The organism is Pseudomonas sp. VMV1 (assembly GCF_056790235.1).
Genome location: NZ_JBXGSE010000011.1, coordinates 1 through 19,506, shown reverse-complemented (window position 1 = coordinate 19,506; position 19,506 = coordinate 1). Strand labels below are relative to the sequence as shown.

General features: G+C 65.2%; 24 protein-coding genes. 7 read left to right on the top strand and 17 right to left on the bottom strand.

Annotation, left to right across the window (positions count from 1 at the left end):
* Window positions 1-43: 43 nt before the first annotated feature.
* Together ACUCV0_RS22350 and ACUCV0_RS22345 are read right to left on the bottom strand one after the other, a co-directional pair.
* Window positions 44-430: an MAPEG family protein gene (locus ACUCV0_RS22350; RefSeq protein ID WP_482213773.1), complete on the bottom strand. Its 387-nt coding sequence runs from the start codon at window positions 428-430 to the stop codon at window positions 44-46.
* Window positions 431-496: 66 nt separating this feature from the next.
* Complete coding sequence (locus ACUCV0_RS22345) at window positions 497-1,669, bottom strand: multidrug effflux MFS transporter (RefSeq protein WP_482213772.1); 1,173 nt, start codon at window positions 1,667-1,669, stop codon at window positions 497-499.
* A 112-nt stretch (window positions 1,670-1,781) separates the two neighbouring features.
* Here ACUCV0_RS22345 and ACUCV0_RS22340 point away from each other — a divergent pair, with 112 nt between their 5' ends.
* A complete protein-coding gene (locus tag ACUCV0_RS22340; protein ID WP_482213771.1) occupies window positions 1,782-2,411 on the top strand; it encodes a TetR family transcriptional regulator in 630 nt (209 codons plus the stop codon).
* Here the strand turns inward: ACUCV0_RS22340 and ACUCV0_RS22335 are convergent.
* A complete protein-coding gene (locus tag ACUCV0_RS22335) occupies window positions 2,393-2,587 on the bottom strand; it encodes a cation transporter (protein ID WP_313650215.1) in 195 nt (64 codons plus the stop codon). The genes ACUCV0_RS22340 and ACUCV0_RS22335 overlap by 19 nt on opposite strands.
* Before the next feature lie 112 nt (window positions 2,588-2,699).
* Between ACUCV0_RS22335 and ACUCV0_RS22330 the strand changes: the two genes are divergently transcribed.
* The 4 genes from ACUCV0_RS22330 (at window position 2,700) to ACUCV0_RS22315 (ending at window position 7,028) form a co-directional block, all read left to right on the top strand.
* Window positions 2,700-5,084 (top strand): heavy metal translocating P-type ATPase, encoded by a 2,385-nt coding sequence (locus ACUCV0_RS22330; protein WP_482213770.1) that lies wholly within the window; start codon window positions 2,700-2,702, stop codon window positions 5,082-5,084.
* Entirely contained in the window at window positions 5,081-5,467 is a 387-nt protein-coding gene (cueR, locus tag ACUCV0_RS22325) for a Cu(I)-responsive transcriptional regulator (RefSeq protein WP_271654026.1), read from the top strand. Before ACUCV0_RS22330 ends, cueR begins: the two co-directional genes overlap by 4 nt.
* A gap of 59 nt (window positions 5,468-5,526) precedes the next feature.
* Window positions 5,527-5,766: a hypothetical protein gene (locus tag ACUCV0_RS22320; RefSeq protein ID WP_059313768.1), complete on the top strand. Its 240-nt coding sequence runs from the start codon at window positions 5,527-5,529 to the stop codon at window positions 5,764-5,766.
* A 68-nt stretch (window positions 5,767-5,834) separates the two neighbouring features.
* Entirely contained in the window at window positions 5,835-7,028 is a 1,194-nt protein-coding gene (locus tag ACUCV0_RS22315; RefSeq protein WP_059313767.1) for a class I SAM-dependent rRNA methyltransferase, read from the top strand.
* Between the two features lie 57 nt (window positions 7,029-7,085).
* On the opposite strand, the gene ACUCV0_RS22310 is transcribed toward ACUCV0_RS22315, so the two are convergent.
* From ACUCV0_RS22310 to ACUCV0_RS22270, 9 genes are all read right to left on the bottom strand, one after another.
* Complete coding sequence (locus tag ACUCV0_RS22310; protein WP_271654023.1) at window positions 7,086-7,487, bottom strand: Rho termination factor N-terminal domain-containing protein; 402 nt, start codon at window positions 7,485-7,487, stop codon at window positions 7,086-7,088.
* A gap of 13 nt (window positions 7,488-7,500) precedes the next feature.
* A complete protein-coding gene (locus ACUCV0_RS22305) occupies window positions 7,501-7,722 on the bottom strand; it encodes a YgdI/YgdR family lipoprotein (RefSeq protein WP_059313765.1) in 222 nt (73 codons plus the stop codon).
* A complete protein-coding gene (locus tag ACUCV0_RS22300; protein ID WP_058765520.1) occupies window positions 7,719-7,955 on the bottom strand; it encodes a hypothetical protein in 237 nt (78 codons plus the stop codon). The genes ACUCV0_RS22305 and ACUCV0_RS22300 overlap by 4 nt, the downstream gene beginning before the upstream one ends.
* 131 nt (window positions 7,956-8,086) lie before the next feature.
* The gene (locus ACUCV0_RS22295) at window positions 8,087-10,135 is read right to left on the bottom strand and encodes an AsmA family protein (RefSeq protein ID WP_059313764.1); all 2,049 of its coding nucleotides are present in this window, start codon (window positions 10,133-10,135) and stop codon (window positions 8,087-8,089) included.
* A 67-nt stretch (window positions 10,136-10,202) separates the two neighbouring features.
* A complete protein-coding gene (locus tag ACUCV0_RS22290) occupies window positions 10,203-11,336 on the bottom strand; it encodes an MFS transporter (protein ID WP_059313763.1) in 1,134 nt (377 codons plus the stop codon).
* Window positions 11,337-11,356: 20 nt separating this feature from the next.
* Entirely contained in the window at window positions 11,357-12,139 is a 783-nt protein-coding gene (locus ACUCV0_RS22285) for a DeoR/GlpR family DNA-binding transcription regulator (RefSeq protein ID WP_482213769.1), read from the bottom strand.
* A gap of 56 nt (window positions 12,140-12,195) precedes the next feature.
* Window positions 12,196-13,086 carry an EamA family transporter gene (locus ACUCV0_RS22280; protein WP_313649492.1) on the bottom strand — a complete coding sequence of 297 codons (891 nt, stop codon included), beginning with the start codon at window positions 13,084-13,086 and terminating at the stop codon, window positions 12,196-12,198.
* A gap of 143 nt (window positions 13,087-13,229) precedes the next feature.
* Window positions 13,230-13,616 (bottom strand): DUF3140 domain-containing protein, encoded by a 387-nt coding sequence (locus ACUCV0_RS22275; protein WP_482213768.1) that lies wholly within the window; start codon window positions 13,614-13,616, stop codon window positions 13,230-13,232.
* The gene (locus ACUCV0_RS22270; protein ID WP_482213767.1) at window positions 13,613-14,131 is read right to left on the bottom strand and encodes a hypothetical protein; all 519 of its coding nucleotides are present in this window, start codon (window positions 14,129-14,131) and stop codon (window positions 13,613-13,615) included. The genes ACUCV0_RS22275 and ACUCV0_RS22270 overlap by 4 nt, the downstream gene beginning before the upstream one ends.
* 120 nt (window positions 14,132-14,251) lie before the next feature.
* Here ACUCV0_RS22270 and ACUCV0_RS22265 point away from each other — a divergent pair, with 120 nt between their 5' ends.
* Window positions 14,252-15,187, top strand: a complete 936-nt coding sequence (locus tag ACUCV0_RS22265) for an alpha/beta fold hydrolase (protein WP_313649495.1) — start codon at window positions 14,252-14,254, stop codon at window positions 15,185-15,187.
* A gap of 120 nt (window positions 15,188-15,307) precedes the next feature.
* On the top strand, window positions 15,308-15,697 hold the full coding sequence (locus ACUCV0_RS22260) for a hypothetical protein (RefSeq protein WP_059313757.1): 390 nt from the start codon (window positions 15,308-15,310) through the stop codon (window positions 15,695-15,697).
* Window positions 15,698-15,739: 42 nt separating this feature from the next.
* Here the strand turns inward: ACUCV0_RS22260 and ACUCV0_RS22255 are convergent, their stop codons facing one another.
* The 5 genes from ACUCV0_RS22255 to birA all read right to left on the bottom strand — a co-directional run bounded on the left by ACUCV0_RS22255 (window position 15,740) and on the right by birA (window position 19,482).
* Window positions 15,740-17,032, bottom strand: coding sequence for an MFS transporter (locus tag ACUCV0_RS22255; RefSeq protein ID WP_059313756.1), 1,293 nt, complete (start codon window positions 17,030-17,032; stop codon window positions 15,740-15,742).
* Between the two features lie 97 nt (window positions 17,033-17,129).
* A complete protein-coding gene (locus ACUCV0_RS22250) occupies window positions 17,130-17,588 on the bottom strand; it encodes a DUF3301 domain-containing protein (protein ID WP_482213766.1) in 459 nt (152 codons plus the stop codon).
* Between the two features lie 28 nt (window positions 17,589-17,616).
* Entirely contained in the window at window positions 17,617-17,796 is a 180-nt protein-coding gene (locus ACUCV0_RS22245; RefSeq protein ID WP_059313754.1) for a hypothetical protein, read from the bottom strand.
* Window positions 17,793-18,545 (bottom strand): type III pantothenate kinase, encoded by a 753-nt coding sequence (locus tag ACUCV0_RS22240; protein ID WP_482213765.1) that lies wholly within the window; start codon window positions 18,543-18,545, stop codon window positions 17,793-17,795. Before ACUCV0_RS22240 ends, ACUCV0_RS22245 begins: the two co-directional genes overlap by 4 nt.
* The gene (gene birA / locus ACUCV0_RS22235) at window positions 18,535-19,482 is read right to left on the bottom strand and encodes a bifunctional biotin--[acetyl-CoA-carboxylase] ligase/biotin operon repressor BirA (protein ID WP_271654011.1); all 948 of its coding nucleotides are present in this window, start codon (window positions 19,480-19,482) and stop codon (window positions 18,535-18,537) included. The genes ACUCV0_RS22240 and birA overlap by 11 nt, the downstream gene beginning before the upstream one ends.
* Window positions 19,483-19,506: the final 24 nt, after the last annotated feature.

Here is a 19,506-nt window from a genome sequence, read left to right as displayed (position 1 = left end):
CAACGCTGCCGGTCAAGACTGGCAGCGTTGGCGTTCAGTCTGCTCAGGCCGCGGCGATGAACAGGCACAGGCAGCAGAACATACCACCGGCCCAGACCATGGAACGGCGGGTGGCATGGTCGCGGATATACAGCCAGGTGTAGGCAATGCGGCTGAGCAGGAAGAGGAAGGCCCAAAAGTTGATGGTGCCCTGGTCGGCGCCACCGGTGACGTGGGCGACGATCACCGCCGCGGCGAACAGCGGATTGATCTCGAAGGCGTTTTGCTGGGCGGCGTTGGCTCGTGCCCGGGCGCCTTCCAGCTTGCCGAGGAAGCCGCGCGGATCACGGTTGTCCTCGGGCGTGAAGCCGCTGCCCTTGAACTTGGCATAGTAGGCCGCGCCATAGGGCAGGAGGTAGACGAGGAAGATGCACCAGTAGGCAAAGGTCATGTCGGCGTCCCTGGAAGTTGAGGGTTCGCCTATCTGACCCGCCGCACCGGGAAAAATCCCTCCGACTCAGGCCAGCGTGCGCCTGTGGGTCCAGCGCGCCATCAAAGCGGTCACCACCGCGCAGAGGGCGAGCACCGCGCACATGGGCACCACGGTGCCGTTGTGCAGCGCGCCCACGCTACTGGAGGCGAGCGCCGCCAGGATGAATTGCAGGCTACCCATCAGCGCCGAGGCACTGCCGGCATTGGCGCCCTGCCCGGCGAGGGCGCAGGCCGAGGCGTTGGGCACGATGCCGCCGAGCAGGGCGATGGCGAAGAACAGCGGGATCATCAGCACCGGCAACGCCTTGGGCTGGAAGGCACCGACCAGCAGCAGGATCAGCCCCGCCGCGGCATAGGCCACCACCGCGCGACGCAGCCAGAAGGCCGGCCCCTGGCGAACCACCAGACGCGCATTGAGCTGGCCGAGCAGGATGAAGCCGGCGGCATTGAGACCGAACACCCAGCCGTAGTGCTCGGGGGCAACACCATAGAGTTCGATCAGCACGAAGGGCGAGCCGGAGATGTAGGCGAACATGCCGGCCATGGCGATGCCACCGGTCAAGGTATGGCCGATGAAGCCGCGATCGCGCAGCAGGCGCAGGTAGTTGCGCAAGGCCCCGCGCAGCGGTGGCCGCGGATGGTGCGTCGGCAGGGATTCAGGCAACCAGAGCGCCACGGCGGTGCCGCAGGCGGCGGCGAACAGCGCGAGGCTGACGAAGATGGCCTGCCAGCCGAAGGTGCTCAGCAGCAGACTGCCGGCGAAGGGCGCGATGATGGGGGCGATACCGGTCACCAGCATGATCTGCGAGAAGGCCCGTGCCGCCGCCACCGGCTCGCAGAGATCGCGCACCACGGCGCGCGCGATCACCATGCCGGCGCAGCCGCCCAGGGCCTGGACGAAGCGCGCGGCGATCAACCAGGGCAGGCTCGGCGCCAGGGCGCAACCCAGCGAGGCCAGGCAGAACAGGCCGATGCCGATCAGCAGCGGCAGCCGTCGGCCGAAGCGATCTGCCAGGGGACCGTAGAACAGCTGGCCGCTGGCGAGGCCGGCGAAATACACCGCCAGACTCAGCTGCACATGCTCGATGTCGGTGGCGAACGACAGTGCCAGCGAAGGAAAGCTGGGCAGGTACATGTCGATGGCGAAAGGAGCGAAGGCCGAGAGGGCCCCGAGAATCAACAGTAAGCGAAAGGTCATGAAAGCCAATCCGGTGGAAGCGGAAATGCCGCGCAGTTACATACAATGATGTTTGTAAAAGTGCCAAGGCGCGCTAAACTGCATGGCAGACCCACTGCCAATCAGATCGCCCATGCGTCGTACGAAAGAAGAAGCCGAACAGACTCGCCAAGCCATTCTCGATGCGGCGGAAGCCCTGTTCCTGAGCAATGGCGTGGCGCGTACCAGCTTGGAAATGATCGCCCGCGAATGCGGCGTCACCCGGGGTGCAGTGTACTGGCATTTCCAGAACAAGGCCCACCTGTTCCACGAAATGCTTAGCCAGATAAGAATCCCAGCCGACGAACTGACCGAGCGTCTGCGCGTCGATGGCGAGGAAGACAGCCTGCAGCGACTCTTCAAGCTCTGTATCGAAGGCATGGAAAAATTCACCAAGCCCGGACGTGAACAGCGGGTCATGACGATCATGCTGCACCGCTGCGAATTCACCGAGGAACTGCGCGAGGCGGAGGAACGCGATCTGCAGTTCCTGCGTCAGTTCATCCGCATCACCGACGCCCTTTTCACCGCCCAGGCGGCCCGGCTGCAGCCGGGCGTGACACCACAACTGGCCAGCCGACTGCTGCACAGCCTGTTTCTTGGCACCCTGTCCGATCTCTTGCGTGACGAACAGACCTTCGCGCCGCTGCTGGCCACCGAGCAGGTGTTCACCACCTTCTTCCGCGCCATCGTGCGCGACTGGGCTCAGTCAGCGACGGTATAACCCGCCTGCTCGATGGCCGCGCGGAAAGGCGCATCCACTTCGGCGCTGTCGATGCGCACTTCGCCCGCCTGCAGGTCCACCTCGACCCGGGCCCGGCTATCGACCTTGAGGACCGCCGCCTCGACCGCGCTCACGCAGTGGGCGCAACTCATTCCGACTACCTTGATGACATGCATGGTCTGCTCCTGTCTGACGAAACCTATCTCTCCTGACGCCAAACGCCAGGACCGGGTTCCAGTGTTGACCTTGACCCGTGGTCAAGGTCAACACTGATGTCAGGAGGTGCCCATGCACGAATTCGAACTCTCCATCAGCGGCATGACCTGCGCAGCCTGCGCCGGGCGGGTCGAGCGCGCCCTGCAGAAGGTGCCGGCGGTCAGCGCGGCCGGGGTCAACCTCGCCAGCGAAAAGGCCCGCGTCAGCGCACCACCCGAGGCGGCCCCGGCCCTGGCCGAAGCCATCACGGCGGCCGGCTACCGGGTAGCCGAGGCCGAGCACGACCTGGCGCTGTCCGGCATGAGTTGCGCCAACTGCGCGGGGCGCATCGAAAAGGCCCTGCGCGCCGTGCCCGGGGTCCTGTCGGCCGAGGTCAATCTCGCCAGCGAGCGTGCCCGTGTGAAAACCCTGGCCGCGGTCGAGACCGGCGCCCTGATCGCCGCGGTGGAAGCCGCAGGCTACGGCGCCCAGGACCGCCTCGCCGAGGATGACCGCCCTGCCCCGGGGCGTGCGGGGCTGCCCTGGGAGCAACTGGAGCTGGCCCTGGCACTGCTGCTGGCCGCCCCGCTGATCCTGCCCATGCTGCTGGCACCTTTCGGCTGGCACCTGATGCCACCGGCCTGGCTGCAATTCCTGCTGGCGACACCGGTACAGTTCCTGGTCGGCGCCCGCTTCTATCGCGGCGCCTGGCATGCCCTGCGCGCCCGCAGCGGCAACATGGATGTGCTGGTCGCCCTGGGCACCAGTGCTGCCTACGGCCTGAGCCTCTACCTCTGGCTGGTCAAGGACAGTCCCCATCTCTATTTCGAGACGGCGGCCATGGTCATCGCCCTGGTCCGCCTGGGCAAATACCTGGAGGCCCGCGCCAAGCGCCGTACCGGTGCCGCCTTGCGCGCCCTGGAGGCACTGCGCCCCGAGCAGGCCCGGCGCCTGAACGCGGACGGCGAGGAAGAAGAAGTCGCGCTGAATCGGCTGCGGCTGGGCGACCGCCTGCAGATTCGCCCGGGCGAACGCATTCCGGCCGACGGTCGCATCCTGCTGGGCGAAAGCCAGGTGGACGAAGCCCTGCTCACCGGCGAGAGCCGCCCGGTCGCCAAAGGCCCCGGTGACGAGGTGGTCGGAGGCGCCATCAATGGCGAGGGCAATCTGCACATCGAGGTCAGCGCGTTGGGCGGCGAGACGGTGCTGGCCGGCATCATCCGCCTGGTGGAAGACGCCCAGGCCAGCAAGGCGCCCATCCAGCAACTGGTGGATCGCATCAGCCGGATCTTCGTCCCGGTAGTGATCGGCCTGGCCTTCCTCACCCTGGCTGGCTGGCTGCTGACCGGACACGCCCTGGAACCCGCCCTGCTCGCCGCCGTCGCCGTACTGGTCATCGCCTGCCCCTGCGCCCTGGGTCTGGCGACGCCAGCCGCGCTCATGGCCGGTACCGGGGTGGCGGCGCGCCACGGCATCCTGATCAAGGACGCCGAAACCCTGGAACGCGCCCAGGGCATCACCACCGTGGTGTTCGACAAGACCGGCACCCTGACCGCCGGCCAGTTGCGCCTGCGCCAGCGGGCCACGGCGCCAGGAATCGAGGAACACGAGCTGCTGAGCCTGACCGGCAGCCTGCAACGGGGCAGCGAACACCCCCTCGCCACGGCGGTGCTGAAGGCCTGCCGCGCGCATGGCCTGGATACGCCACCAGCCAGCGACGTCCGCGCCCTCCCCGGCCGCGGCCTGGGCGGTAGCTGGCAGGGGCGCGCGCTGCTCCTCGGCAATGCCCGGCTGCTGGCCGAACAGGGCCTGGCTGCCGGCCCGCTGGCCGAGGCGGCCCGCGACTGGGAAGACCAGGGCCTCACGCTGTCCTGGCTGCTGGAGACCGGTGCCCCGGCGCGGGTGCTGGGGCTGCTGGCCTTTGGCGACGAGATCCGTCCGGGCGCCACCCAGGCCATCGCCCAGTTGCGCGCGGACGGCATCGACAGCTGGCTGCTGACCGGTGACAACCGCGGCAGCGCCCGCCAGGTGGCCGAGGCGCTGGGCATCGCGCAGTGGGAGGCCGAGGTACTGCCCGCCGACAAGGCCGCGGTGGTCGCCCGCCTGCAAGCGACCCAGGGGGGCGTCGCCATGGTCGGCGACGGCCTCAACGACGCCCCGGCACTGGCCGCTGCCGAGCTGGGCATCGCCATGGGCTCGGGCACCGCGGCCGCCCGCCATGCCGCCGGCATCACCCTGCTGCAGGAGGACCCGCGCCAGGTAGTCGCGGCGCTGGACATCGCCCGGCGTACCCAGCGCAAGATCCGCCAGAATCTGTTCTGGGCCTTCGTCTACAATGTCATCGGCCTGCCCCTGGCGGCCTTCGGCCTGCTCGACCCGGTCTATGCCGGAGCCGCCATGGCCTTTTCCAGCTTCAGTGTCCTGGCCAATGCCCTGCTGCTCGGCCGCTGGCGCCCGTCCGGAGACTCCCCGTCATGAATATCGGTCAGGCCGCCAAGGCCAGCGGGCTTACCGCCAAGATGCTGCGCTACTACGAGCGCATCGGCCTCCTGGCACCCGCCGGGCGCACCGACAGCGGCTATCGCCAGTACGGCGCCGAAGACCTGCGGGTGCTGGCCTTCGTCCGCCGCTCGCGGGAGCTGGGCTTCAGCCTGGAGGAGATCCGCCAGCTGCTCAGTCTCTGGCAGGACCGGCAGCGTGCCAGTGCCGACGTCAAGGCGCTGGCCAAGCGGCACATCGCCGAGCTGGACCAGAAGATCGCCGAGCTGACGCGGCTGCGCAGCACCCTGGGCGAACTGGTTTCCTGCTGCCACGGCGATGCCAGCCCCGACTGCCCGATCCTCGATAGCCTGGGCGGCTGACGCAACCGCTGCCGCCCAGCGGGGTCCATCGGTTATCCCCCCGCTACCGAGGCACCACCATGCAGACCCTGCACCACTACCAGATCCGCTATCGCCTCAATGGCGAGCCACTCAGCCACGAGCTGGAGAGCTTCGAGCCGGTCACCGAGGAGGAAGCGCTGCTGCAATTGCTCATCAAGCACGTCGAGGAACCCCAGGTGGTGGTCGATGCACCCTGGGAGCGTCATGCCCAGCCGAGCATCGCCCGCCGCGCCCAGGAAGCCGGACTGAGCGACATCGAGATCAGCCAGCGGGACTGACGGCCGGCCCAGGCAGGTGGCTTTGCGCTATAATTCCGCGCTTTTGCCCCCCTTCGTTGGAGTGATTCATGACCCTGCCTCGCCTGCGCCTCAAAGCCAATGCCGACCGCCGTCTGCGCGCCGGGCACCTCTGGGTGTACAGCAACGAGGTGGACGTGGTCGCCACGCCGCTCACCGCCTTCGAACCAGGCGACCAGGCCATCCTGGAAACCACCAGCGGCAAGCCGCTGGGCCTGGTGGCGTTGTCGCCCAACAACCTGATCTGCGCCCGCCTGTTCTCCCGCGACACCGGCTACCTGCTGGACAAGTCGCTGCTGGTGCATCGCTTCAAGGTCGCCCTGAGCCTGCGCGAGCGGCTGTTCGGCAGCCACTGCTATCGCCTGGTCTATGGCGATTCGGATTTCCTGCCTGGCCTGGTGGTGGATCGCTTCAACGATATCCTGGTGGTGCAGATCGCCTCGGCGACCATGGAGCGCCAGCGCGACGCCATCCTCGCCGCCCTGCTGCAGGTATTCAAACCCCAGGGCGTGCTGTGGAAGAACGATGGCAGCGCCCGTGTGGCCGAGGGCCTTTCCAGCTATGTGGAAGTGGCCTACGGCGAGGTCCCCGACTGGGTGGGGCTGGAAGAGAACGGCGTGCGCTTCGAGGCCCCGGTGCGTGAAGGCCAGAAGACCGGCTGGTTCTATGACCACCGCCTGAATCGTGCGCGCCTGGCGCCCTATGTCGAAGGCAAGCGGGTGCTCGACCTGTTCAGCTACATCGGCGGCTGGGGCGTGCAGGCCGCGGCCTTCGGTGCCAGCGAAGTCATGTGCGTGGACGCCTCGGGCTTCGCCCTCGACGGCGTGGAGCGCAATGCCACTCTCAACGGCCTGGCGGAAAAGCTGGTGTGCGTCGAGGGCGATGTCTTCGAGGCGCTCAAGGAACTCAAGGCCGGTGAAGAAAAATTCGATGTCATCGTTGCCGACCCGCCGGCCTTCATCAAGAAGCGCAAGGACCTGAAGAACGGCGAGGCCGCCTACCGTCGCCTCAACGAGCAGGCCATGCGTCTGCTGAACAAGGACGGCATCCTGGTCAGTGCCTCCTGCTCCATGCACCTCCCCGAAGACGACCTGCAGAACATCCTGCTCGGCAGCGCCCGCCATCTGGATCGCAATCTGCAGATCCTCGAACGCGGCGCCCAGGGCCCGGATCATCCGGTACACCCGGCCATTCCGGAAACCCGCTACATCAAGAGCCTCACCTGCCGTCTGCTGCCCAGCTAAGACGCCAGGCCAAGAAAAAGCCGGACCAGGTCCGGCTTTTTTGTGCGTGTTCAAACCTCAGCTGAGCGCGCGGATCAACTCGTCCTTCTTCATCCGCGAACGACCCCGCACATTCTGCTCGGCTGCCTTCTTCACCAGTTCGTCGCGGGTCAGGTCACTGAGCGAGGTACTACCACTGCGCGAGCGACGCGCCGCTGCACGTCCGCTGTTGGGCGACTGGCCTTGTTTGGTGGCCACCGCCCGCCGGGCGGAATCCTTGCGATCCGCGCTTTTGGCGGTGCCGCTCTTGGCCTTGCCGGAACCTGCCTTTTCACCACCGCCGGACTGCTTGTTCACCGTCGCCCAGGCCCGCGCTTCGGCTTCATCCTTGGAGACGCCCTTTTTCTCGTAGCTCTCCTCGATGTGCTCGGCCTTGCGCTCCTGTTTGTCGCTGTACTTGGACTTGTCGCCGCGAGGCATGGCAATCTCCCGATTAGTCTTCAGCCTTGATGGTGGCTACTTCACCGGCTTTCACCCGCACGTGACGACCCGCCACATCGGTGAATTCATAAAAGCCGTCAGCCGTCTTGGTAGTGGGACGATCCTCGGTGATGTACTGGGTGCCATCCTGCAGGGTCACCACTGTTTCGGTGGAGCAGGCCGCCAGCCCCATGAGGGTCAGGGCCAGCACGCCACCGCTTGCCAGGCGACTCATGGCGCTTCCGGCGAGACACGATGAATGGAGACATCATGCAGGGCCACCAGCGCCTGACCGGACTCGATGTCGGCCAACTGGAAACGCTCATCGTTGATGGCATCCAGGTGCCGGCAGGCCAGATCGCGGACCACGTCGGTGATGGGTACATCCAGATTGCTGATACGGTCGGTATAGCTTTCGCCCAGCAACTTGTAGTGAATTTCGTAATGGCTATCGGTGTCGTCACGCATGAGGGGTCTCCGCGAAAAGGCTGCCCGACTCGGGTTATTGTTATAGAACTCGACCAACCAAACCGGTTCTTTTCCGCTCGTCCGACGCCGCCGAACGGTCGCCTGTCAAGTTCCTTTTCAGCGGCTTTACCTCAGTGCGCGGCCCGCATTTGCTGGAGCAGCGCGCTGCACTGGGCACCCTGCTCATTGCTGGGCGCCACCAGCGCCAGCAGACCGGCGGCAGGCGCGGCGAAGGTCGCCAGCAGCGCCGCCACGGCACCCCGGGCGGCCAGAGGCAGCGCCTTCACGCCAGGCGAAGGATTCTTCAGGGTACCGCGCACATAGAGCGGCGAGCGCAGGGAAAAGATGCGCAAGCCCTTGCTGTGGGGATCGACGGTGAGATCCAGTCGTTCGCTCGCCAGGTTGATGGTGCCGGTGATGTTGATCAGGGCGTTCTCGGTGTCGAGCACGAACACCTGGGGCTGCACCAGGCCCTTCTTGAAGTCGAGATCGGCAACCGCGCAATTGATCTCCACTTCGTCATCGCCGAACAGCCGATCGACCAGGTAGTTGCCGACGTTGAGGCCGGCCAGCTCCATCAGGCTGCGGCTGATGCGGCCATCGTTCATCAGCAGCTTGAGCTCACCATCGCTGGTGCCCAGCAGGGCCGCCACCGAGTTGCCGGTGCCGCTCAGGGTGGCGTCGCCATTGAGCTCACCCATGCTGCGCTTCATCGTCTCCACAGTAGGGAACAGCTGATTCAACTTGACCCGTCGTACATGCAGGTCGACACGCCCCCGCAGTGGGGTCTTGTCGCCCTCCAGACGTACCGTGGTGTTCAGGTCGCCCCCTGCCACGCCAAAGCGCAGGGGATCGAGCAACAGCACCCCATCGGTCAGGCGTACATGGGTGTTGAGGTCGGTGATCGGCAACTGCGCGTTCTGCACGATGCGCTTACCGGTGAAGCGCACGTCGGCATCCATGGCGCGCCACCGATCGGTGCGAAACTCGGACACGGGCAGCGCCTTGGTCGTCGGCTGCTGGCTGGTTTCACCCTTGGCGGCCTGCTGCTCCTTGGTATCGGCGCCAATCAGTGGTGCCAGGTCTTCGAACAGCAACTGATCGGAGCGCAGCGTCCCGCTGAGCTTGGGTCGTGGCTTACCACCGGTGAACAGCACCTCGCCATGCAGATCGCTCTTGCCTACCCGGCCGTTGAAGTCTTCGTAGCTGAAGCGGGCGCCAGCCGGATCGTTGAGCTTGACGGTGAGATGACCGTCGGTGGCATAGGGTGCCGTTTCCGGCAGGGTGACGCCCGTCAGCGGATAGAGCTGCGCCAGACTCTTGCCTTCCAGCACCAGATGCAGATCAAGGGCGCCCAGGCGTCGCGGATCGGTCAGGGTCCCGAACACCTGCACCCGGGTCTCACCCGCCCGGGCATCGAGCTGGATGGGAAACGGCGTGTCGGCATCCTGCAAGGCCAGCAGACCACCGATCTGGCCACGGCCATTGACCGGCACCTGCTTGTAGCTGCCTTCCACCGCCAGGGCGAACTGGAAGGCCTGGGTCTGCTTGACGTTGGACCGCTGGCGCGAGGTGCCCTGCTTGCCGACCAGGTCGGCATAGGCGATGGGAGCATCGAGGGAGGTGATGCGCGCCTTTAGCCGGGTGGCGGTCTGGGCATCGTCGAAGCCCACCTTGCCAGCATCGAAGCCGATGGTGCCGATGTCCACCGTCCAGGCCGAAGGCTCGGCCTTGGGATCCTTTTCAGCGGTCTCGAAGGTCCAGCTGTTGCGCCCATCCGCCAGCCGCTGAGCATTGACCACCGGCCCGGTGAGGTCGATGCGCGGGATATAGATCTGCTTGGCCAGCAGCGCCAGCGGCGAGATCCGCAACTGCACCCGGTCGAGATGAACGAAGGTCTTTTCCTTGGCCCAGTCCGGATTGCCCAGGGTCAGATCTTCGGCGGCGATGTGCGGCCAAGGGATCCAGGCACGCCAGCCGCCCTGGTCCGGCTCGCGGTGCCAGACCACGCCCAGGTTACCCTCGATGGCGAACGGTCGGTGCAAAGCGCTCGATACCTGCTCATTGATGGTTGGCTTGAGCCGATTCCAGTCGAAGGTGGCGAGGACCACCACCAGCAGGACGAGCAGCAGCAGGATGATTCCCAGCAGCCAGGCGAGGATCTTGCGTGGGCGCGTCATGGCCGCCTCCTTGGATTTCCGTTCCCTCTTGGGTCTGCTCAGCGCAGCGGGGTTCCCTGGATAGACGTCATGCCTTGCGCTGGCGCAGGGCGAGCAGCGCTACCGCCACCCCGATCAGGGTCAGCAGCAGCAGACTGCCGCGCAGTCCCACCTGCCCCGCCACGGCCCCGATCAGCGGCGGGCCGAGCAGGAAGCCCAGATAGCCGGCGGTGGCGGTCATGGCGATACCGGCGGCCGGGGTCTCGGCCACCTGGCCTGCGGCACTGAAGGCTGCGGGCACCACGTTGGACAGACCCAGTCCCACCAGGGCGAAGCCGAGGATGGCGCTCCAGGGCGCCGGCAGGATCACCGCCAGTGCCAGGCCAAGAGTGGCAAGGAGGGCCCCGCCAAAGATCACCTGGGGCCCGCCGAAGCGGTGGCGAATGCCATCGCCAAACAGACGGCCCACCAGCATGGTCAGCGAAAAGGCGGCGTAGCCGAGGGTGGCGACCACCGGCGTCGCCCCACCCACCTGACCCAGGTAGACAGCGCTCCAGTCGGTCATGGCGCCTTCGAGCATCAGGCAGCCCAGGGCGATCAACCCCAGCGCCAGCACCCGTCGATCCGGCAGCCGCAGGGCATGGCTCACCGGACTGCGGTCACCTTGGTCCAGCGCCAGGGCGGCCGGCAACGCCAGCACCAGCGCCACCAGCGCCGCGGCCAGCAGCACCAGCAATGCCGAGGCGCCCAGGTGCAGCACCAGCGCCCCGAGGCCGGCACCGAGGAAGCCGCCCAGGCTGAAGGCGGCGTGGAAAGACGACATCAGCGGCCTGTCCCAACGGCTTTCGACATCACTGGCATGGGCGTTCATGGCCACGTCGATCAGGCCATTGCAGGCGCCGAGCAGCAGCGCGCAGAGGAGCAGCCAGGCCAGTGACGGCGCCACTCCGGGCCAGATCAGCACCAATACGAAGGCCAGGATACTCAAGCGGGTGAGGCGTCCGGTGCCGCCGAGCCGCGGCACCAGCACCCCGGCGAAGGGCATGGTGAGCATGGCGCCCAGGGCGACGGCCAGCAGCACCAGGCTCAACTGACCGTCCCCCAGTGCCAGATTGCGCTTGAGCTCGGGAATGGCCGCCGCCCAGCCGCCAATCCCGCAACCATTGGCGAGAAAGACGGTAAAGGTGGCGCGGCGCTGGCGACGCAAGACGGCAGTGGTCATGGGGATCCTAGGGCGAGAGGCTAACGGTCACTGGCGAGCGAATGCAGCTGCAGACCGGCGTCGCGATAGGGCTGGAGGCGCCCCTCGCTCAGACCCGGCTCCAGCACCAGGTGGTTCACCTGATCGAGCTTCAGCACATGATAGAAGGCCACGCTGTCGAGCTTCTCGGCAGTCACCGCGACGGCGACCTGGCTGCTCTGCTCGGCCACGGCTGCCTTGAATTCGGCTTCCTCCAGATCGAAGCCGGTCACCCCGGTTTCCACTGCCAGGGCGCAGGCGCCAAGGAAAGCCAGGTCCGCACGGACACCGCGCAGATCGCGCATCGCGCGTGCACCCAGGCAGGCGCCCGACTCCGGAGCGGCCAGCCCGCCGATCATCAGCACCCGGATACCCTGGCGCTGCAGCAGCGCCGCCGCGATTACTGGCGCATTGGTCGCCACGGTCAACTGCTGATCGCCCGGTAGCGCCTGGGCGATGGCCAGGTTGGTCGAGCCGGCGTCCAGCAGCAGCAATTGGCCCGGCTGCACCAGCCGGGCCGCCGCCCGCCCCAGGGACTGCTTGGCGGTTTCGTCCTGGCCGATACGGGTCGGCAGCGGCTCCGGCGCCGTCAACAGCGACAGCGCCCCTCCGTATACCCGTCGGCACAGGCCCTGACGGGCCAGCTCGCGCAGGTCACGGCGCACGCTGTCTTCGGAAATGCCCCAGGTCGCGGCCAGCTCGGCGGACAGGACCCGTCCCTGCTCACGCAACAGGGCCAGGATCGCGGCCTGGCGTTCTTCGGGAAGATGGATGGCTGCACTCATACCGATACTCCAAGAGGATCAGCAGATCATGCACAATCAAATACAAACGTGCAACATCATGCGTTAGGTGACACGCTTTTCCGAGCATCCAGCCAGCGACCGCCAAAGACATTGATCAGCAGGCCCAGCATGACCGCCAGCCCACCCAGTTGTTGCTGAGTGGTCATCTGCTCGCCCAGCACGACGGCCGCTGACGTCAGGCCAACCACCGGCACCAGCAGCGAAAAGGGCGCCACCTGACCGGCCGGATAGCGCGACAGCAGCCGACTCCAGATGCCGTAGCCAACCAGGGTGGCGATAAAGGCCAGGTAGACGATGGCGAAGACCGACCCGCCCGACAGCGACGTCAGTGCAGTGAAGATCTGCTCCGGGCCTTCCAGCAGCAGCGACAGGGCCAGGAAGGGCAGCGGCGGAATCAGGCTACCCCAGACCACCAGACCGAGCATGTCCACCTTGCCGATCTTCTTGGTGACGATATTGCCCAGGCCCCACATGGCTGCGGCCGCCAGGGTGAGCAGGAAACCAGCCAGGGTCATGGTGACGCCATGCTCGGTACCGATCAGCAAGAGCCCCAGGGCCGCCACCGCCAGCCCTACCAGGCTGGCACGTCTTACCTTTTCCCCAAGCAACGTGGCGGCGAACGCCAGGGTAAAGAAGGCCTGCGCCTGCAGCACCAGCGAGGCCAGGCCGGCCGGCATGCCCACGTACATGGCCGAGAACAGGAATGCGAACTGCCCCAGGGAGATGGTCAGCCCGTAGGCCAGCAGCAGCCGCCAAGACACCTGGGGTCGCCGCACGAACAGAATCGCTGGAAAGGCCGCCAGGCAGAAGCGCAAGGTGCCCAGCAACATGGGCGGCACCCCATGCAGCCCGAGCTTGATGACGACGAAGTTCACCCCCCAGGCCAGGATGACGACCAGTGCCAGCAACAGATCCCGGGGTGCCATCGACAACTCCTTGAACGCGTTCAGATAGATAGGCGGCTACCCTACTCCTTTGTGTCCGCGCTGCGGCGTCACAGTTGCCCACAAAATCGGCCAGTCACTCTCTGCAAAAGAAAAACCGCAGCCTGGGCTGCGGTTAGTCGGGATCAGGCACTGCGCTTGTCGCGCAGGGGGTCGTGGCCCCAGTTCATCAGCGACTTGCGCCAGCGCGAATCCTCGATATCGCCCTCCGGCCGCTGCTTGAGATGGCGATGGACATAGCCGATGACCTTGCGCATGGCCTGGTAGTCATCGTCTTCCAGCTCGGCCTGGCGCTTGCCCTTGAGCTCCAGGATACGCTCGCCCATGGCGTGGCCGACCGCCTTGCCGTCGTTGGCTGCGGTGACCTTCTTGCCGCCCTTGGTCATGCCGACGCCCTTGCTGGTGTCACCGCTGAGCCATTTGCGCAGCTGGCTCGGGGTCATGTTGACCACCTGTTTGAATTCACTGCGTACTTCTTTCCGGTCGTCGTCGGAAGCTTTCTTGGTGCTCATTTTTCACCTGCCTTTTGCAACGCTTTCACCAGTTCGTCTTTCTTCATGCGCGACCGGCCCCGCACCTCGCGGCGCGCGGCACGCTTCATCAGCTCGTCCCTGGTCAGACCGGCCAGGCCCGATTCGCGCGCGGTCGCCGTCTTGCGTGCCACATCGGCAGGCTGCTTGGAATGCTGCTTACCGCGTCGCGTATCGCGACGCTTCTTCGCGGTGGTGCGCTGGTACTCTTCCTTGCTCAGGGAATCCCGTGCCTTTTCCGGCAGATAGCGTTCACCGGTCGCTTCGGACTTCTTGCCGGAGCGGGTGCCCCACTTCTCGTCGGTCCACTGCTGCAGATGGTTGTCCTTGCCTTTGCCGCCCTGGTATTCACCACCGCGCTTCTGGTACTCCTGGGCCGCCAGCTGCGCCTTGCGCGCCGACCACTGACCGGGCTTGCCGCCTTTGTCGCCCGCGGTAATTTCTTGCTTCACCTTTTCCCAGAGTTCGGGGTCGCTCTTCTTGGCCGTGGCACTCATGGCTCACCTCAAGTTGGAGACATTGCAGTCGTTGACTCTAGGATGACTGTCCAACCGAAACGGGGGTTCGCGCCAGGCGACGAACGCTCCTGTCCCCCGCCTTAGTCTTCAGAGAACGCCATGTCCCTTGCCGCCCTGCTCCGCCGCCGCTGGATCCCGCTGCTCTTCGTCATCCTGCTGGTAGGTGTAGGTGTCCCCTATGGCTGCTCGGAACTAGCCTATCGCGAACGTCAGTGGGTGTTCAGCATCGAGCCCGGCAATGCCAGCTGGTTCACTGGCGTGCCGGAAGGCGTCCGCCAGTTCAACCTTCCCGTCCCGGGTGGCCTGACCGGCACCGACTACCTCCACGCCTGGTGGTGGCCCGCCCGCCGTCCGGACGCCCCCACCCTGCTCTATCTGCACGGTACCCGCTGGAACCTCACGGCGCAGGTCCGGCGCATCGCCACCCTGCGACAACTCGGCTATTCGGTGCTGGCCATCGACTATCGCGGCTTCGGCGAAAGCCCTGGCGACGTCCCGTCGGAGCGCAGCGTCTACCAAGATGCCCGCATCGCCTGGAAGCACCTGCAGAGCCTGCAGCCCGATCCCCGCAAGAGATACATCTATGGCCATTCACTGGGTGGTGCGGTGGCGGTGGACCTTGCCTGGCGCATCGCCCGCGACGGAGATCCGGCAGGCGACTATCCCGCCGCGGCCGGGCTGATCATCGAATCCACCTTCACAACCCTGGCCGACGCCGCCTCGGCAGTGGTCGACACCCGCTTTCCCCTGCGCTGGCTGATGTCGGAGAAATTCGATTCCCTGGACAAGATCCCGGAAATCCATATCCCGGTGCTCATCGTCCACGGCGGCGACGACCGCTATGTGCCGCCCCGCTTCAGCGAGGCGCTTTATGCAGCCGCGCAACCGCCCAAGCGGCTGCTGTTGATCCCGGGCGGCACTCACTCCAACAGCATGGTGATCGGCACGCGCGACTATGCCGCCGCCTTGCGCGAACTGTTCGGTGGCGCGCACCTGAGCGAAGCGGAAAAGCGAGAATCATCGACAGGAGGCTAGACACTTTCGCAAAGCCATCGACGGCGCTGATAGTCACTATCTCGCCAGTCTATTTTTTTCGGGCGGCCCTGCTCGGGATACTGAACTCACTCCAGACCAGTCTCCCCAGAGGACACCACCATGAACCTGCGTATCGCCTTCGGTTTTGCCCTGACCGCTCTTGCCCTCAACACCTTCGCCCAGGACTTCGTCTCTGCTCCGAGCGCTGCGACCCAGATCGCCGAGGAATCCAGCCAACGCCCGCTGGGCCAGCTGATCAAGCAACAGCAGCAGCGCCTGCAGGAACACACCCTCGCCGAGGAATCCAGCCTGCGTCCCCTGGGCCAGATCATCAAGCAGCAGCAACGGCAGCTGCAGGAACACCGGGTCGCCGAAGAATCCAGCCTGCGCCCACTGGGTCAGGTCATCGAAGACCAGCAACAGCGCCTGGATAGCGATGAAGTGGCTGAAAATGGGTCGGCCCAGACCCTCGACCGCCTGATCAAGGCCGGCCAGACCCGCCAGGCCTAAGCCTTATCCGCGCCTTCCTGCCCGGCCTTGCGCCGGGCTCGCTCAATGAATCTTTTCGCTGCCCGGCCCGATGCTGGCGGGTGCGTCCACGCTCAGCTCCTGAGGCACCTCGTCGATCCGCGGGTCCAGTGCCGCCGCCATCGGACTCACCGAATCGGGCATGGCCACGTGATGCAACGGCGCCGCGTCCAGCCGGTGCTCGCCACTCACGAAGCGCGGTTGCACGAAGAAGATCAGGATCAGCGCATAGGCCGAGGTCAGCACATAGAACATGCCCGGGCCAAAGTGCTCCATGGCGGCGCCGGCCAGCAGAGGACCAATGCACGCACCCACGCCATAGGTGGTCAGCAGCATCGCCGACAACTCCACCCGCCGCTCGGGCTCGACATGGTCATTGGCAAAGGCCGTGGCCAGCGGATAGAGGGTGAACAGCAGCATCCCCGAGACGAATCCCGCGGCCAGCAGCCAGGGATAGGGCAAGGTGATCAGGCCCCACAGCGGCACCGCCGCGAGGCACAGCAATACCGCATTGGCGCGGATCAGCTTGCAGCGATCGAGACGATCCGACAGCCAACCCAGCGGCCACTGGGCGCAGAAACCCGCCACGATGCACAACCCGACATAGAAGCTCGACTGCGCCGTGTCCAGCCCGCTACGGCTGGCGAATACCGGTGCCAGGCCATAGAAGCCGCCCACCAGCAGTCCCGCGGTAAAGATGGTCACCAGCGACTGAGGTACACGCTGCCAGAAGAAGCGGATCTCCAGGGGCGCCGCCACCAGCTTGGCCGGGTGTACCCGCCGCGTCATCGCCAGGGGAATCAGGCAAGAGGCAAAGCAGATCGCGACCAGCAACAGCGGCTTGTAATCCAGTTGCGGATGCCAGGCCAGCAGCGCCTGGCCGATCACCAGACCCAGGTCCACCGCAACCATGTAGCCCGCGAACACCTTGCCGCGCTGATGATTCTCCGCCTGCTCGTTGAGCCAGCTCTCGATCACCATGTACTGGTTCATCATCACTATGCCCATGACGAATCTCAGCGCGATCCAGACGTTCAGGTCGTCGACCAAAGCATGGATGAGGACGGTGACCGTGGCGGCACCGGCACAGGCCACATAGGAGCGGATATGGCCGACTCCGGCGATGAGCCGGTGGCCGAACTTGCCCCCGCACACCAGCCCGAAGTAATAGGCCGCCATCAGGGCGCCGGTCCAGAGGTCGCCAGCCCCCTGCTGAGTGAGTCTCAGGCCAATATAGGTGGTGAACAGACCGGAGCCGGCCAACATCAACAGGGTGGCGAAATAGAGCGCAGGAAAGGTAACTAGAGGGCTGAACATCAGGGATCACATGAAAGGAAGCGAAAAGCCAGAACGGACCAGCACGCGCTGATCGTCGAGACCAAGAAAGGAAAGGGTTTGAAAGAAGCGCCGGATCTTACTCCGGCTCTTGGCGCCTGCTGGTATCGGTACGCTGGCGCTGCCGCCACTGATCCAGATAGACCACCTGGCCATGCTCGGGCTTGGCCTGATAGACGGGAGCCGAAGCCACCACTGAGTCCGACGACGGCCGTTCGACCTCGGGTACCACGAAGGAGGCGAACTCGACCTTGGCCAGCGTCTTGCCAAACAGCGCAAGAGAGGCGTTCAGCCGCTCTTCACCCGTCACGGTGAACTCGAAGGCGAATAGCCGCGCCAGGCGCTTGCGCCCCTTGGCATCGGCCATCCAGCGAAAACGTGAAAAAGCCACAGCGCCATCGAGCAGGATGACCTTGCGGCGGCGGCACTCCTGCTCCGCCAACCTCAGAGCCTGTTCGCGAATGCCATGGGCATGCCAGAACCACAGACCAATGCCGACTGCGCCCAGTAACAGGCAGAGATTACCTAGCGTCAGCATCTTCGCTCCTCATCGAAGGGTACCGCCGTCACTGACGCCGCACAGCGTCACCGGATGCCGTCTCGTTCAACAGGCGAATGTTCTCACGCTCGCCTTTGTACAACGCCAGAGGGGCGATTTCCTTACCTAACAAAGGCGCCTGCTGTTGGTGCCATATGTAGTAGAAAACGTTCAGTACCGCCAATAGCAGAAACAACCAACGCATCATTCGTTCTCGAGCGGACACGCCAATGCCAATCCAGCAAACACCATATCGGGCACGATTCGCGCACCCGGAACGACATGTTTGACCAGTTCTGCGTCACCCCCGGTCAGAAACACTTCGCAACCTTCGGCGAACATATCCTGAGCCAGTTCGTACTGAGTACGGACGAAACCCTTGAGCATGTATAGACACCCACGCTCCACGGCCTCGATGGTCGTACGTCCCGGCGCCTCGTAGCGTTCACCACTGGCCCAATGTGGATCGTAGCGGATACGACGGGTATGGGTCTGCAGTTCCCGACGCATCAACGGAATACCCGGACAGATGAACCCACCCTGATGCTCGCCCTGGGCGTCGACCAGATCGGCGGTGACCGCAGTACCCAGGTCAAGCACTACACAAGCCTTGCCTTCTGCCAACTGCACCGCTGCCAGGATCACCAGCCAACGGTCCATGCCCAGGCGCTGGTGGTCCCGATATCCATTGCGCACGCCGTTCCAGATCTCTACTGGCAAGGCCTGGTGGCAGACGATACCGAAGGTCGCCGTGAGAAGCTCCTTGAGCTGCTGGGTCTCTTCGTCACTGCGCACGCTGACCAGGCGACAGGCCGTCAGGGCGGGTGTGTCCGGTTGGGACAACGCGGTGATCAGGGCTTCGTCGCTGTCGACGATGCCGGTAGCGACCACGTCGCCACCCTTGGCCAAGAGCCGCCACTTGATCAGGCTGTTACCACAATCGAGTTCAAGAATCATGATCTAGGCTCAGGCTCAATTCGCCACCGCTGAAAGCCTGCGTCTGCCCGTCTACGCGCATGAGGATAGCCCCATCTTCGGCAACTCCTTCCACTGTGCCCTGGATACAGCGAACCCCCGAAGACAGGGTTACCGCTCGACCTTGCCAGCCATGATAACGCTCCCACTCGTCCCGCAGGGCGGTGAATCCCGACTGGCGATGAATACGCCACAGGTTGTCTATCTCCTGGAGCAGGAGGCTGGCGACCTCGTTGCGATCCTGCAGGCCACCCAGCGCCTCGGCCATGGAGATCCACGGCTGATCGATGTTCTCGGCCAGGCGCATGTTGACGTTGATGCCAATTCCGATGATTGCCTGACAGACGTCCTGCGGATCACCCGACAGCTCGATCAGAATGCCAGCCAGCTTGCGACCACGAACCAGGACGTCATTGGGCCACTTCAGCCAGGCATCTTCGACACCCAGCCGTTGCAGGGTACGGATCACGGCCAGGCCCATGGTCAGGCTCAGTGCCTGCAGCTTCTGGATGCCACCCTGGCTGGACACCACGGCGGTGAGATAGAGATTCTTGCCATAGGGGCTGACCCAGGCACGACCTCGACGTCCGCGCCCGGCCTGCTGATGCTCGGCCAGCAAGACGAAGGGTGGTTGCTCGTGCTGGTGCAGCCGGCGTTGCGCCTCGGCATTGGTGGAATCTATCGAAGCCAGGACGGTGACTGGCCACCCACCCTGCCGAGCGATGCGCTCGGCATCGAGCAGGAACAGGGGCTCCTCCAGGCGGTAACCCCGCCCCGGAACCTTGAACACCTCGACGCCAAAGTCTTCTTCAAGCGTCTTCAGCCGCTTCCAGATGGCACTCCTGGAGACGCCCAAGGCCTCACCAAGCTCGACGCCGGAATGAAATTTTCCATCACTCAGCAGGTTCAGCAACGGCATGCCCGAACTCCGTTCGACTTTCTT

Coding starts and splice junctions, on each gene's coding strand:
- birA (WP_271654011.1), bottom strand. CDS start 19,482: ATGCCGTTGCTGAACCTGCTGAGTGATGGAAAATTTCATTCCGGCGTC.
- ACUCV0_RS22310 (WP_271654023.1), bottom strand. CDS start 7,487: ATGCCTCGCGGCGACAAGTCCAAGTACAGCGACAAACAGGAGCGCAAG.
- ACUCV0_RS22260 (WP_059313757.1), top strand. CDS start 15,308: ATGAACCTGCGTATCGCCTTCGGTTTTGCCCTGACCGCTCTTGCCCTC.
- ACUCV0_RS22285 (WP_482213769.1), bottom strand. CDS start 12,139: ATGAGTGCAGCCATCCATCTTCCCGAAGAACGCCAGGCCGCGATCCTG.
- ACUCV0_RS22275 (WP_482213768.1), bottom strand. CDS start 13,616: ATGAGCACCAAGAAAGCTTCCGACGACGACCGGAAAGAAGTACGCAGT.
- ACUCV0_RS22270 (WP_482213767.1), bottom strand. CDS start 14,131: ATGAGTGCCACGGCCAAGAAGAGCGACCCCGAACTCTGGGAAAAGGTG.
- ACUCV0_RS22290 (WP_059313763.1), bottom strand. CDS start 11,336: ATGACCACTGCCGTCTTGCGTCGCCAGCGCCGCGCCACCTTTACCGTC.
- ACUCV0_RS22330 (WP_482213770.1), top strand. CDS start 2,700: ATGCACGAATTCGAACTCTCCATCAGCGGCATGACCTGCGCAGCCTGC.
- ACUCV0_RS22295 (WP_059313764.1), bottom strand. CDS start 10,135: ATGACGCGCCCACGCAAGATCCTCGCCTGGCTGCTGGGAATCATCCTG.
- ACUCV0_RS22315 (WP_059313767.1), top strand. CDS start 5,835: ATGACCCTGCCTCGCCTGCGCCTCAAAGCCAATGCCGACCGCCGTCTG.
- ACUCV0_RS22265 (WP_313649495.1), top strand. CDS start 14,252: ATGTCCCTTGCCGCCCTGCTCCGCCGCCGCTGGATCCCGCTGCTCTTC.
- ACUCV0_RS22340 (WP_482213771.1), top strand. CDS start 1,782: ATGCGTCGTACGAAAGAAGAAGCCGAACAGACTCGCCAAGCCATTCTC.
- ACUCV0_RS22345 (WP_482213772.1), bottom strand. CDS start 1,669: ATGACCTTTCGCTTACTGTTGATTCTCGGGGCCCTCTCGGCCTTCGCT.
- ACUCV0_RS22255 (WP_059313756.1), bottom strand. CDS start 17,032: ATGTTCAGCCCTCTAGTTACCTTTCCTGCGCTCTATTTCGCCACCCTG.
- ACUCV0_RS22250 (WP_482213766.1), bottom strand. CDS start 17,588: ATGCTGACGCTAGGTAATCTCTGCCTGTTACTGGGCGCAGTCGGCATT.
- ACUCV0_RS22335 (WP_313650215.1), bottom strand. CDS start 2,587: ATGCATGTCATCAAGGTAGTCGGAATGAGTTGCGCCCACTGCGTGAGC.
- ACUCV0_RS22300 (WP_058765520.1), bottom strand. CDS start 7,955: ATGCGTGACGACACCGATAGCCATTACGAAATTCACTACAAGTTGCTG.
- cueR (WP_271654026.1), top strand. CDS start 5,081: ATGAATATCGGTCAGGCCGCCAAGGCCAGCGGGCTTACCGCCAAGATG.
- ACUCV0_RS22280 (WP_313649492.1), bottom strand. CDS start 13,086: ATGGCACCCCGGGATCTGTTGCTGGCACTGGTCGTCATCCTGGCCTGG.
- ACUCV0_RS22240 (WP_482213765.1), bottom strand. CDS start 18,545: ATGATTCTTGAACTCGATTGTGGTAACAGCCTGATCAAGTGGCGGCTC.
- ACUCV0_RS22350 (WP_482213773.1), bottom strand. CDS start 430: ATGACCTTTGCCTACTGGTGCATCTTCCTCGTCTACCTCCTGCCCTAT.
- ACUCV0_RS22320 (WP_059313768.1), top strand. CDS start 5,527: ATGCAGACCCTGCACCACTACCAGATCCGCTATCGCCTCAATGGCGAG.
- ACUCV0_RS22245 (WP_059313754.1), bottom strand. CDS start 17,796: ATGATGCGTTGGTTGTTTCTGCTATTGGCGGTACTGAACGTTTTCTAC.
- ACUCV0_RS22305 (WP_059313765.1), bottom strand. CDS start 7,722: ATGAGTCGCCTGGCAAGCGGTGGCGTGCTGGCCCTGACCCTCATGGGG.